The sequence below is a fragment of the Rugamonas sp. genome (assembly GCF_025354735.1).
Taxonomy (GTDB): domain Bacteria; phylum Pseudomonadota; class Gammaproteobacteria; order Burkholderiales; family Burkholderiaceae_D; genus Rugamonas.
In genome coordinates this window covers 25,103-37,638 of the sequence record NZ_JANXMI010000028.1, presented here as the reverse complement: position 1 = coordinate 37,638, position 12,536 = coordinate 25,103, and the positions used below count along the sequence as shown (strand labels likewise).

Sequence of the window (12,536 nt, the reverse complement as noted above, 5' to 3'; positions counted from 1 at the left end):
CCACGGCATCGAGGCGGCCGACGTGCGCATCGCCAGCGGCAAGCCGGCCAAGGGCATGATCAAGCTCAACGCCTTCCACGAATCGGGCAGCATCGTCATCGAAGTGAGCGACGACGGCGGCGGCCTGCGCAAGGAGCGCATCCTGGCTAAGGCCGTCGAGCGCGGCCTGGTCGACGCCGACCGCAAGATGACGGACGCCGAAATCTACAACCTGATTTTCGAGGCCGGCTTTTCGACCGCCGAAAAAGTCACCAACCTGTCCGGCCGCGGCGTCGGCATGGATGTCGTCAAGCGCAACATCACGGCCCTGCGCGGCAGCGTCGACGTCGGCAGCAAGGAAGGCCAGGGCACCACCGTCACCGTGCGCCTGCCGCTGACGCTGGCCATCATCGACGGCTTCCTGGTGCAGATCGGCGCGTCGGTGTTCGTGATCCCGCTCGACATGATAGAAGAGTGCATCGAATTCGCCTGCGAGCCGGGCCAGGACTACTGCAATCTGCGCGGCCAGGTGCTGCCCTTCATCCGCCTGCGCGAACTGTTCGGCGTGCAGGGCGCGGCCACGCGGCGCGAAAGCATCGTCGTGCTCAAATGCGGCACCCAGCGCGCCGGCCTGGTGGTCGACACCCTGCTGGGCGAATTCCAGACCGTCATCAAGCCGCTCAGCGCCATCTTCAGCGAAGTCAAATGCATCAGCGGCTCGACCATCCTGGGCAGCGGCGAAGTGGCGCTGATCCTCGACGTGATGGCGCTGATGGGCGCCGTCGGCAGCAAGGGCGCGGCGCAGCTGGCCGCGTGACGGGGGCGGCGACGCGGCGCCCATCTTTCACCGAGAGGAGACCATGAACCAAGTCATGAGCCAACAGAATCGCGCGATCGCCGCCCTGCAGGGCGCGGCCGCTTTGCCGACCCAGTTCCTGACCTTCATGCTGGGCGAGGAGCAGTTCGCGGTCGGCATTTTGCACATCAAGGAAATCATCGAATACGGCAGCCTGGCGACGGTGCCGATGATGCCCGACTGCGTGCGCGGCGTCATCAACCTGCGCGGCGCCGTGGTGCCGGTGCTCGACCTGTCGGCGCGCTTTGGCCGCGGCGTGAGCGCCATCGGCAAGCGCTCCTGCATCGTCATCCTGGAAGTGGGCGAGGAGGAGGGCGAGCACCAGCAGGCCAAGCAGGTGCTGGGCATGCTGGTCGACGCCGTCAACGCGGTGGTCGACATCAACGCCGCCGACATCGAGCCGGCACCGTCCTTCGGCACCCGCATCCGGCCCGACTTCATCGCCGGCATCGGCAAGGTGGCCGGCAAATTCGTCATCCTGCTGGACATCGAGCATGTGCTGGCGAGCGAGGAAATCGCCGTGCTGGCGCGCGACGCCGCCCACGCCTGAACCGGGCCGCCACCATGACCGTCATCGCGCTCACCGACCGGGAGTTCAGCCAGTTCCAGCGCTTCATCTACGACGCCGCCGGCATCTTCATGGCCAACGGCAAACAGGCCCTGGTCAGCGGCCGCCTGGCCAAGCGCCTGGCCCATTATCAGCTGGCCAGCTACGGCGACTATCTGCGCCTGCTGCAAAGCCGCGACCAGGCCGACGAGCTGCAAATGGCGGTCGACCTCCTGACCACCAACGAGACCTATTTTTTCCGCGAGCCCAAGCACTTCGCGCTGCTGCGCGAGCTGGCGCTGGCGGCCAGGCAGAAAGGCGGCGCGATGCGGGTGTGGAGCGCGGCCTCGTCGAGCGGCGAGGAACCGTACAGCATCGCCATGGTGCTGGCCGACGTGCTGGGCGAGGCGCCGTGGGAGGTGATGGGCTCCGACATCAGCACCCGCGTGCTCGAACGGGCCCGCAGCGGCCACTATCCGATGGAGCGCACGGTGCAGATTCCGCCGGCCTACCTGAAGCGCTTTTGCCTCAAGGGCCAGCAGCGCGAGGAGGGCACGCTGCTGATCGAGCGCGGCCTGCGCGCGCGGGTCCGGTTCCAGCACCTGAACCTGGTGCAGCCGCTGCCCAAGGTCGGCAGCTTCGACCTGATCTTCCTGCGCAACGTGATGATTTATTTCGACCTCGAGACCAAGCGCCAGGTGGTGGCGCGGCTGCTGGCCCAGCTCAAGCCGGGCGGCCACTTCTTCATCGGCCACTCCGAAACCCTCAACGACATCAGCGACGCCGTGCTGCCGGTGGCGCCGTCGATCTACCGCAAGCCATGAGCTTTTCCAAGGCCATCGACGTGTTCCTGCTGCCCGGCGAATGCTTCGTCGGCGACGAGCGCTATCGGATCCGCACCCTGGTCGGCTCCTGCGTGTCGATGACGCTGTGGCACCCGCGCGTGCGGATCGGCGCCATGTGCCACTTCCTGCTGCCGGGCGTGAGCCGCAGGCCGGGCAGCGCCGCCTCCGGCACCTACGGCATCGACGCGATGGACATGATGGTGGCCGAATTGCAGCGCCTGGGCGTGAACCTGGGCCAGTGCCAGGGCAAGATCTTCGGCGGCGGCGCCATGTTCCCGCGCCACGACAAGCAGGTCGACATCGGCCGCCAGAACGGCGACTGCGCGCGCCTGCTGATGCAGAAATACGGCGTGCACGTGGTGTCCGAGGACTTGTTCGGCGACGGCCACCGCCAGCTTATTTTTACTCTCAAAAGTGGTGAAGTCTTGTGCCGGCAGGTGCCGCTCGACGCGGCCGCCCCGGTCCGCCGCGTCAAGGAAAACGCATGAGTGATATCAAGGTCATGATCGTCGACGATTCGGCCGTGGTGCGGCAGGTGCTGAGCGGCTTGCTCAACGCGGCCGCCGGCATCGTGGTCACGCACGCGGTGGCCGATCCGCTGCTGGCCATCGAGCGCATGAAGCTGTCGTGGCCCGACGTGGTGGTGCTCGACGTCGAAATGCCGCGCATGGACGGCATCACGTTTTTACGCAAGATCATGGCCGAGCATCCGACGCCGGTGGTGATCTGCTCGACGCTCACCGAAAAGGGCGCGCAGACCTCGATGGACGCGCTGGCCGCCGGCGCCGTCGCCATCATCACCAAGCCGCGCCTGGACCTCAAGCAGTTCCTGCACGACAGCGCCGACGAACTGGTGTCGGCCGTGCGGGCGGCGGCCGGCGCCAATGTGCGCCGCCTCGGCAACCGCCCGCCGCCGCCGCCGGTGGTGGCCAAGCTCAATGCCGACGCCATCTTGCCGCCGGCCGACGGCAAGGCCATGGTGCAGACCACCGAGCGCGTGGTGGCGATCGGCACCTCGACCGGCGGCACGCAGGCGCTCGAAGAAGTGCTGACGGCGCTGCCGCGGGTCTCGCCCGGCATGGTGATCGTGCAGCACATGCCGGAAAAATTCACCGCCGCTTTCGCCGCCCGGCTCGACTCCGTGTGCCAGGTGCGCGTCAAGGAGGCGGCCAACGGCGACCGCGTGGTGCAGGGCCAGGCCCTGATCGCGCCGGGCGGCAAGCACATGCTGCTGCGCCGCACCGGCGCCTATTACTTCGTCGAAGTGGTCGACGGCCCGCTGGTGAACCGGCACCGGCCCTCGGTCGATGTGCTGTTCCGCTCCGTGGCGCGCTGCGCCGGCGCCAACGCGCTTGGCGTCATCATGACCGGCATGGGCGACGACGGCGCGGCCGGCCTGCTGGAGATGCTCAAGGCCGGCGCCCGCACGGTGGGCCAGGACGAGGCCAGCTGCGTGGTCTATGGCATGCCCAAGGAAGCGGTCAAGCGCGGCGCCGTCGAAAAGACGGTGCCGCTCAATCTGATCTACCGCGAAATCCTCCAGCAGCTGGCCAGCTTCCACCACTGAGATGGACGCCGCCATGCCGCCTGAAACACCGCCGCCGCCGCCGCTGCCCACCGACCATCCCTGGCGCGGCCAGAACGTGCTGGTGGTCGAGGACAGCATCGTGCAGCGCGCCTATCTGGTCGGCCTGCTCCAGCAGCTCGGCTTCGGCGCCATCCTCGAAGCGTCCGACGGCAACGAGGCGCTGGCGCTGCTCGAACGCGAAGGCGCCGAATCGATGTTCCTGGTGCTGACCGACCTGGAGATGCCGGGCATGGACGGCATCGAGCTGACCTGCCAGCTGACCGAGCGCCACCTGGCGCAAAACCTGATCGTGGTGTCGGCGCGCGACCCGCGCCTGCTCGAGATCATCGAAAGCATGGGCGCCGACGACGCCGAAGTCGGCCTGCTGGGCACCCTGCTCAAGCCGGTGCGGATGGACGCGCTCGAAGCGCTGCTCCAGCGCGCCGGCCAGGGCTCGACCGCTGCGCCGGCGGTCGCCGCGGCGCCGGACCTGCCGTCGCTGCAAGAGCTGGCGCAGGCGCTGGAGCGGCAGGAATTCCTGCCGTATTTCCAGCCCAAGGTGGCCATGCGCAGCGGCCTGCTGCAAGGGGTGGAGGCGCTGGCGCGCTGGGTCCACCCGACGCGCGGCATGCTGGCGCCGCAGTATTTCATCCCGGCGCTGGAAGGCTCGGCGCTGATGGCCGACTTCACGCTGGACATCGTGCGCCAGGTGCTGCGCCACATGCTGGACTGGCGCCTGGCCGGCCTGCCGCCGCTGACGATGTCGGTCAACCTGTCGGCCGACAACCTGGCCGACCGCGCCTTCATCGACCGCCTGACGGCGCTGGTGCTGGCCTCCGGCGTGGCGCCGGCGATGCTGGTGTGGGAAGTGACGGAGACCAGTGTGATGCACCACCTGTCACGCTCGATGGCCAATATGGGCCGCTTGCGGCTGATGGGCTTCGGGCTGGCGATGGACGATTTCGGCATCGGCTATTCGTCGATGCAGCAGTTCGCCCGCTGCCCGTTCACGGAGCTGAAAATCGACCGCGCCTTCGTGCACGGCGCGGCGCGCTGGCCGAACCGCCATGTGGTGCTGAAAAGCGCGCTGGAACTGGGCCAGCGGCTGGCCGTCGACACCGTGGCCGAAGGCGTCGAGACGGCCGACGACTGGCATCTGTTGCGCCAGCTCGGTTGCGACATGGCGCAAGGTTATCTACTGGCCAAGCCGATGCCGGCCGAGCAACTGACCGGCTGGATCGTGCACGACCGGCGCAGGCTGCGTGCGCTGGCCGGCGGCGAGGGGCGCCCGAATTGATGGAGGAATAAAGCAGGCGGCATCGGTAAAAAGTAAAAGTAATCAGCATGGCAAGGAATTCATAACTGGACATCTTATAACTGGGGAATCGCTATGTTTTCGCATCTGACCGTCCGCACTAAAATCATCACGCTGCTCTGCGTGGCCGTACTGGGTCTGCTGTTGGTGATGGCATTCGCCTTCATGGGCCTGAAAAAACAAAGCGAATTGCTCAACGATATAGGCAAGAACAATATGCCGTCGATCCAGGCGCTGCAAACCATCAACGAGGGCCAGACGGCGCTGCGCTCGTCCAGCCGCGCCGTCGACGCCATCGCCATGTTCCCCGATGAGCACGACGATGTCGACCATCAGCTCAAGCGCAAGGCCGACATCAGCGCCGTCATCGACAAGGCCTGGAAAGTCTACGACGCCCTGCCGCAGCAGCCGGAAGAAGCGACGGTATGGAAGCAGTTCGTCGGCGAGTGGGACGCGTGGAAAAAGCGCGACCTGCAGATCAACGACTTGATGTCCCAGATCACCCGCACCCCGGACCAGGCCAAGCGCAAGGAGATGTTCCTGGCCGTGCACAAGGCGTTGATCGATAACCGGACCAACTTCGCGGCGGCCGAAACGAGCTTGAAAAAACTCGTCGACCTGAACGCCAAGTACGGCGACGACGGCGTCAAGGCGGCCGAGGAGGCGTCGTCCCACGCCACCAGCCAGATGTACACCGCCTCCATCGTGGCGCTGGTGCTGCTGATCGTGCTCGGCGTGGTGATCCTGACCGGCATCCTGCGCCAGCTCGGCGGCGACCCGCAGTACGCGGCGGAGATCGTGCGCAAGGTGGCCGACGGCGACCTCAGCGCCGAAGTGCTGCTCAAGGCCGGCGACAGCGGCAGCCTGCTGTTCGCGATGAAAACCATGATAGACAAACTGTCGCAGGTGGTGATGGAGGTAAACAACGGCGCCGAGTCGCTGGCCAGCGCCTCGGAGGAAGTGAGCGCGACGGCGCAGTCGCTGTCGCAGGCGGCCAGCGAGCAGGCGGCCGGCACCGAGGAAACCAGCGCCTCGGTCGAGCAGATGACGGCCTCGATTTCGCAGAACACGGAAAACGCCAAGGTCACCGACGGCATCGCCAGCAAGGCCGCGCAGGAGGCGGCCGAAGGCGGCGAGGCTGTCAAGTCGACGGTGGCGGCGATGCAGCAGATCGCCCGCAAGATCAGCATCATCGACGACATCGCCTATCAAACCAATCTGCTGGCGCTGAACGCGGCCATCGAGGCGGCGCGCGCCGGCGAGCATGGCAAGGGCTTCGCGGTGGTCGCGGCCGAGGTGCGCAAGCTGGCCGAGCGCAGCCAGGTGGCGGCGCAGGAAATCGAGCAGGTCGCCAGCAGCAGCGTGGAACTGGCCGAGCGGGCCGGCAAGCTGCTCGACGAGATCGTGCCCAACATCCGCCGCACCTCCAACCTGGTGCAGGAAATCACGGCGGCGTCGGAGGAGCAGTCGGCCGGCGTCGGCCAGATCAACGCCGCCGTCACGCAGCTGAGCCAGACCACCCAGCAGAACGCGTCGAGCTCCGAACAGCTGGCGGCGACGGCCGAGGAAATGAGCGGCCAGGCCGAGCAGCTGCAACAGACCATGGCCTTCTTCAAGCTGGCCGGGCGGCCCCCGCATGCCGCCGGCGCGGCGCGCAAGGCGCCCAGGCCGGCGGTGAAAAAACCCAGCTTCGCCGGTCGTCGCCCGATGAGCGAGATGAGCGATCCCGACGAATCGCACTTCGTCAAATTCTAAGGAGGCCGCCATGAGCGCCATGCCGGGTTCCGATCCACGCCAGTTGGCGGCGGCGCCGGGACAGTATCTGACCTTCCTGCTGGGGACCGAGATGTTCGCCATCGGCATTTTGGCGATCAAGGAAATCATCGAGTACAACGGCGTCACGCCGGTGCCGCAGATGCCGCCGTCGATTTGCGGCGTGATTAATCTGCGCGGCGCCGCCGTGCCGGTGCTGGACCTGGCGCGCCGGCTCGAACGGGCGCCGTCGCCGGTGACCAAGCGCACCTGCATCATCGTGCTCGAAATCGAACGCGCCGGCGCCGCCTTCGTGATCGGCGTGCTGGTCGACGCGGTCAGCGCCGTGATCGAAATCCCGGCCGCCGACATCGAGCCGGCGCCCACCTTCGGCGCGGCCGTGCGCGCCGAACTGCTGCAAGGGATAGGCAAGGTGCAGGAGCGCTTCGTGCTGCTGCTCGACGCCCAGCACGTGGTGTCGGCCCAGGAGTTCGCGGCCCTCGACGACGACGGGGCGGCGCCGCCCTGACCGCCGGCGGCGCGCGCGGCGCCGATAGTTTTGGTGAGAATGTGCGGCCTTTAAAGGCTCACAATGAGGGGCGCTTTGCGGCCCGTTTTGGTACCCGGCGCCGCCACAGGCGCCAACCCAAGGAGTTGTCATGCTCAAGCAGATGAAAATGGAAACCCGGCTGCACCTGGGCCTGGGCGGCATCGTGGTGCTGGTGGTGTTGCTGGGCCTGACCGCCTTCGCCAGCCTGGGCTCCCTGCACGAGAGCTGGAACCAGTTCGAGACCGTCACGCTGGTGCGCAAGGATGCCATGCTGTCGGCCGTCATCGCCGAAGGCGGCGCGGTCCACCAGTTCAAGAACTACGTGCTGCGTGGCGGCGCCGATTCCGCCGGCCAGTTCCGCGCCGACCTCGCCGCCATCGACAAGACCGTCGGCGCCTACCTGGCCACCGGCCCGGTGTCGCACGAGGAGCAGGTGCAGCTCGACCAGATCCTGGTCGGCACCAAGGCCTACGGCGACAGCATGACCGAGTTGCAGGCCATGCGCGACAAGGGCGCCAGCGTGGCGGAGCTGGACAAGGCCACCAGGGCGGCCGATGCCGTCATCGCCGCCGCCAGCGCCAAGCTGCTCGAATTGAACGGCAGCGACACGCGCGCCAAGTCGGCGCAGATGACGTCCGTCTCCGACAACGCCAAGCGCGTCATCCTCGGCTTCGACATCGCCATCGCGCTGACGGGTTGTGTGCTGGCCGTGTGGCTGGCGCGCAGCTTGAGCGCCATCGTGCGCGAAGTGCAGCAGGTGGTGCAGCAGTTGGCCAGCGCCTCGCAGGAAGTGAGCGCGACGGCGCAGACGCTGTCGCAGGCGTCGAGCGAGCAGGCCGCCAGCGTCGAGGAAACCAGCGCCTCCATCGAGCAGATGACGGCGTCGATCGCGCAGAACGCGCAGAACGCCAAGGTCACCGACGGCATGGCGACGCAGGCCGCGCGCGAGGCCAGCAAGGGCGGCGACGTGGTCAAGGCGACGGCGGCGGCGATGAAGCAGATCGCGCAAAAAATCGGCATCATCGACGACATCGCCTATCAAACCAATTTGCTGGCGCTGAACGCGGCCATCGAGGCGGCGCGCGCGCACGAACATGGCAAGGGCTTCGCCGTCGTCGCGGCCGAGGTGCGCAAGCTGGCCGAGCGCAGCCAGGTCGCCGCGCGCGAAATCGGCGAGGTGGCGTCGAACAGCGTCGAACTGGCCGAGCAGGCCGGCCTGCTGCTCGACACCATCGTGCCGGCGATCCGCAAGACCTCGGAGCTGGTGCAGGAAATCGCGGCGGCGTCGGACGAACAGTCCTCCGGCGTGCGCCAGATTAACAGCGCCGTCGGCCAGTTGAGCCAGACCACGCAGCTCAACGCGGCCAGTTCCGAGGAGCTGGCCGCCACCGCCGAGGAGATGAGCGCCCAGGCCGAGCAGCTCGACGTGCTGATGGCGATGTTCAAGCGCCACGCCGTCACGGAACGCCGCGCGCGCCCGGCTGGAATGCCGGTCGCGCGCGCGGGCGCAGGCGGCGCGGCGGCGCGGCGCGAGGCCCAGCGCCCGGCCCGCAAGCTGGCCTTCGGCGCCGAGAGCGGGCCCGATGAAAGCCACTTCACCAAATTCTGATCGCCGCCGCGCCACCTCCGGCGCACCACGCCGGCGCGCATAAATGGCACCGGTTTGGCTGCCGGCGGCTGACGCGCCGCCGCCGGTCCCGGCATCCGGCCGCTACCGCGCCGACCTTCCCCTCACTTCCCGCCAGCTCCCGCCCGCCGCGCGGACACACCGGACAAGCACCGGACAGTCGCGGACAGTCTCCGGACACTTTTTCGCGCGCTTTTTCCGCGATTTTCCGAACGAATTTCGGCGCCCATTTTTCTTTGTTCCAGACTGTCTCCTTTGGCATACATATTGCTATCCAGCTATTTAATTTGCTGCTAATGTTGCTGGCGAATTGTTAAAAGCAAGTGACGGCGATATCAACAGTTTCGCGCGGCGGCAGCGGCGCAATGCAGTGAAAACAGCAAAACAGCAATCCCCAGTGCGGCCCGTCCGCGACTTTAGTGCGTTAGCGTTTTTTGGAGATACTATGGAACGACGTTCATTTCTCAATATCGGTGGCCTGGCTCTGGGCAGCATGTTGCTGCCGCCTTTCGGACGCGCCATCGCGGCCGAGGAGTTACTCAAGCCGGTAGCGCTGCAGTTCAAGAAAATGCTGGCCGATACCGCGATGACGGCCGCCACCCAGGCCGGCGCCACCTACTGCGACGTGCGCGTGGGCCGCTACCTGAACCAGTTCATCACCACCCGCGATTTGAATATCGAGAACGTCACGAACACCGAATCGGCCGGCGTCGGCGTGCGCGTCATCGCCAACGGCGCCTACGGCTTCGCCGCCACCAACGACATGTCGGCCGACGGCGTGGCCGGCGCCGCGCGCCAGGCCGTGGCCATCGCCAAGGCCAACTCCAAGCTGCAAACGGAAGCCGTGCAACTGGCGCCGACGCCGGGCGTGGGCGAAGTGTCGTGGGCCACGCCGATCAAGAAGGACTGGCGCCTGGTGCCGATCAAGGAAAAGGCCGAACTGCTGATCGCCGCCAACAAGGCCGGCATGGAAGGCGGCGCGAGCTTCATGCAGTCGTTGCTGTTCCAGGTCAACCAGCAAAAATATTTCGCCTCGACCGACGGTTCCTACATCGACCAGGACGTGCACCGCCTGTGGATGCCGGTGTTCGCCACCGCCGTCGATCACGCCACCAATAAATTCCGCTCGCGCCAGGGCCTGTCGTCGCCGGTCGGCATGGGCTACGAATATCTGGACGCGCGTCCCGAAGACAAAATCAAATCGGCCGGCGGCGTCGTCACGCTGTACGGCAAATCGTACGACCTGATCGAGGACGCGCGCGCCTGCGGCAAGCAGGCCAAGCAAAAGCTGACCGCCAAATCCGTCGAGCCGGGCAAGTACGACCTGGTGCTGAGCCCCGAAAACATCTGGCTGACGATACACGAATCGGTCGGCCACCCGACCGAACTCGATCGCGTGCTCGGCTACGAAGCCAACTACGCCGGCACCAGCTTCGCCACGCTGGATAAATGGCAGACCAAGAAATTCAAGTACGGCTCGGACCTGGTCAACATCGTCGCCGACAAGACCACCCCGGGTTCGCTGGCCAACGTCGGCTACGACGACGAAGGCGTGGCCTGCAAGCGCTGGGACATCATCAAGGACGGCGTGCTGGTGAACTACCAGGCCACCCGCGACCAGGCCCACATCATCGGCGAAAAAGCCTCGCACGGCTGCTCCTACGCGGACAGCTGGAGCAGCGTGCAGTTCCAGCGCATGCCCAATGTGTCGCTGCAGGCCGGGAAGAAAAAGCTCACGCCGGACGAAATGGTCAAGGACGTCAAGAAGGGCATCTACATCGTCGGCGACGGCTCGTTCTCGATCGACCAGCAGCGCTACAACTTCCAGTTCGGCGGCCAGCTGTTCTACGAAATCAAGAACGGCAAGATCGGCCAGATGCTCGAAGACGTGGCCTACCAGTCGAACACCCAGGAATTCTGGAACGCCTGCACCGCCATCTGCGATGAGCGCGACTGGCGCATGGGCGGCTCCTTCTTCGACGGCAAAGGCCAGCCATCGCAGGTCAGCGTGGTGTCGCACGGCGCGGCCACCACGCGCTTCAACGGCATCAACGTCATCAACACCGCGCGCAAGATCGCCTGAATCTAAAGCTGTCCATTAAAGGATTTTCATAATGAAGATGTTGAATCAGGAAGAGACCAAGCGCATTTGCGACAGGGTGCTGTCGCTGTCGAAGGGCGATCAGTGCGAAGTGAAGGTCAGCGGCAGCCGCACCGGCAATATCCGCTATGCGCGCAACGCCGTCTCCACCGCCGGCTTGATCGACAACGTGGAACTGGTGGTGTCGGTCGCCTTCGGCAAGAAGCAGGGCGTGGCCACCATCAACCAGTTCGACGACAAGTCGCTCGAAGCGGTGGTGCGCCGCGCCGAGGAACTGGCGCGCCTGGCGCCGGAAAATCCAGAGTTCGTGCCCTCGCCGAGCAATCAGCTGTACAAGCCGTCGGCCACGTTCACGCAAACCACCGCCGATATCGATCCCGAATACCGCGCCCAAGTGGCGGCCTACAGCATCGAGAACAGCCGCAAGAACAAACTGGTGGCGGCCGGCTTCTTCCACGACAAAACCTCGTTCGAGGCCATCGCCAATTCGAACGGCGTGTTCGGCCACCAGCAGGAAACGGGCGTCGACTTCACCGTCACCGTGCGCACCGAAGACGGCCGCGGTTCGGGCTGGGTGCGGCGCGACGCCAACGACGTCAAGAAATTCGACCCGCGCGAAGCGTCCGACGTGGCGATAGAAAAAGCGCTGCGCTCGGTCGACGCCAAGGCGCTGGAGCCGGGCCGCTACACGGTGATCCTGGAGCCGGCCGCCAGCGCCGACCTGATGGCCTATATGTTCAACGGCTTCGACGCGCGCAGCGCCGACGAGGGCCGCAGCTTCCTTTCGAAAAAGGGCGGCGGCAACCGCATGGGCGAGAAGCTGTTCGACGAGCAGGTCAACATCTGGGCCGACCCGTGGAACAAGGACGTGGCCGTGCTGCCGTGGGACAGCAACACCATGCAGGCGCGCGAGCACATGGACATCATCAAGAACGGCAAGGTCAGTTCGCTCGACTACTCGCTGTACTGGGCCAAGAAAATGGGCCAGCGTCCGGTCGGATCGCCGGGCAACATCATCATGGCCGGCACCGACAAATCGACGGCGGAGCTGATCGCCAATACCAAGAAGGGCGTGCTCGTTACGCGCACCTGGTATATCCGCATGGTCGATCCGCAATCGGTGCTGCTGACCGGTTTGACGCGCGACGGCACCTTCTACATCGAGAACGGCAAGATCAAGCACCCGATCAAGAACTTCCGTTTCAACGAAAGCCCGGTGACGATGTTGAACAATATCGACGAACTGGGACGGCCGGAGATTTTGGCCGGCGACGAATCGCAGTACCAGCAATTGATCCCGTCGATGCGGGTGCGCGACTTCAACTTCACGTCGCTGTCGGACGCGGTGTAACCGCCTGAGAAGGGCCGGCCCGCGCGGCCGGTTTTTCACAGGCCTT

The 12,536-nt window shown here is 65.9% G+C and carries 11 protein-coding genes; all 11 read left to right on the top strand.

The genetic code is table 11. From position 1 onward, the window contains the following. The coding region (locus Q0S71_RS02645; protein WP_295990932.1) for a chemotaxis protein CheW at window positions 1–796 on the top strand (796 nt) is incomplete at its 5' end. Between the two features lie 55 nt (window positions 797–851). Beyond that, on the top strand, window positions 852–1,385 hold the full coding sequence (locus Q0S71_RS02640; RefSeq protein WP_295990929.1) for a chemotaxis protein CheW: 534 nt from the start codon (window positions 852–854) through the stop codon (window positions 1,383–1,385). 14 nt (window positions 1,386–1,399) lie between these two features. Beyond that, window positions 1,400–2,206 (top strand): protein-glutamate O-methyltransferase CheR, encoded by an 807-nt coding sequence (locus tag Q0S71_RS02635; RefSeq protein ID WP_295990926.1) that lies wholly within the window; start codon window positions 1,400–1,402, stop codon window positions 2,204–2,206. Beyond that, a complete protein-coding gene (locus tag Q0S71_RS02630) occupies window positions 2,203–2,715 on the top strand; it encodes a chemotaxis protein CheD (protein ID WP_295990923.1) in 513 nt (170 codons plus the stop codon). The genes Q0S71_RS02635 and Q0S71_RS02630 overlap by 4 nt, the downstream gene beginning before the upstream one ends. Next, window positions 2,712–3,794 carry a chemotaxis response regulator protein-glutamate methylesterase gene (locus Q0S71_RS02625; protein ID WP_295990920.1) on the top strand — a complete coding sequence of 361 codons (1,083 nt, stop codon included), beginning with the start codon at window positions 2,712–2,714 and terminating at the stop codon, window positions 3,792–3,794. The genes Q0S71_RS02630 and Q0S71_RS02625 overlap by 4 nt, the downstream gene beginning before the upstream one ends. A 13-nt stretch (window positions 3,795–3,807) precedes the next feature. Further along, the gene (locus Q0S71_RS02620) at window positions 3,808–5,091 is read left to right on the top strand and encodes an EAL domain-containing response regulator (protein WP_295990917.1); all 1,284 of its coding nucleotides are present in this window, start codon (window positions 3,808–3,810) and stop codon (window positions 5,089–5,091) included. A gap of 93 nt (window positions 5,092–5,184) precedes the next feature. Continuing rightward, window positions 5,185–6,864, top strand: coding sequence for a methyl-accepting chemotaxis protein (locus tag Q0S71_RS02615; RefSeq protein ID WP_295990914.1), 1,680 nt, complete (start codon window positions 5,185–5,187; stop codon window positions 6,862–6,864). 10 nt (window positions 6,865–6,874) lie between these two features. After that, entirely contained in the window at window positions 6,875–7,390 is a 516-nt protein-coding gene (locus Q0S71_RS02610; RefSeq protein ID WP_295990911.1) for a chemotaxis protein CheW, read from the top strand. Between the two features lie 130 nt (window positions 7,391–7,520). Continuing rightward, window positions 7,521–9,020, top strand: coding sequence for a methyl-accepting chemotaxis protein (locus tag Q0S71_RS02605; protein WP_295990909.1), 1,500 nt, complete (start codon window positions 7,521–7,523; stop codon window positions 9,018–9,020). Window positions 9,021–9,483: 463 nt separating this feature from the next. Continuing rightward, entirely contained in the window at window positions 9,484–11,121 is a 1,638-nt protein-coding gene (locus Q0S71_RS02600; protein ID WP_295990904.1) for a TldD/PmbA family protein, read from the top strand. 31 nt (window positions 11,122–11,152) lie between these two features. After that, window positions 11,153–12,490: a TldD/PmbA family protein gene (locus Q0S71_RS02595; RefSeq protein ID WP_295990902.1), complete on the top strand. Its 1,338-nt coding sequence runs from the start codon at window positions 11,153–11,155 to the stop codon at window positions 12,488–12,490. The last annotated feature ends 46 nt before the right edge of the window (window positions 12,491–12,536 follow it).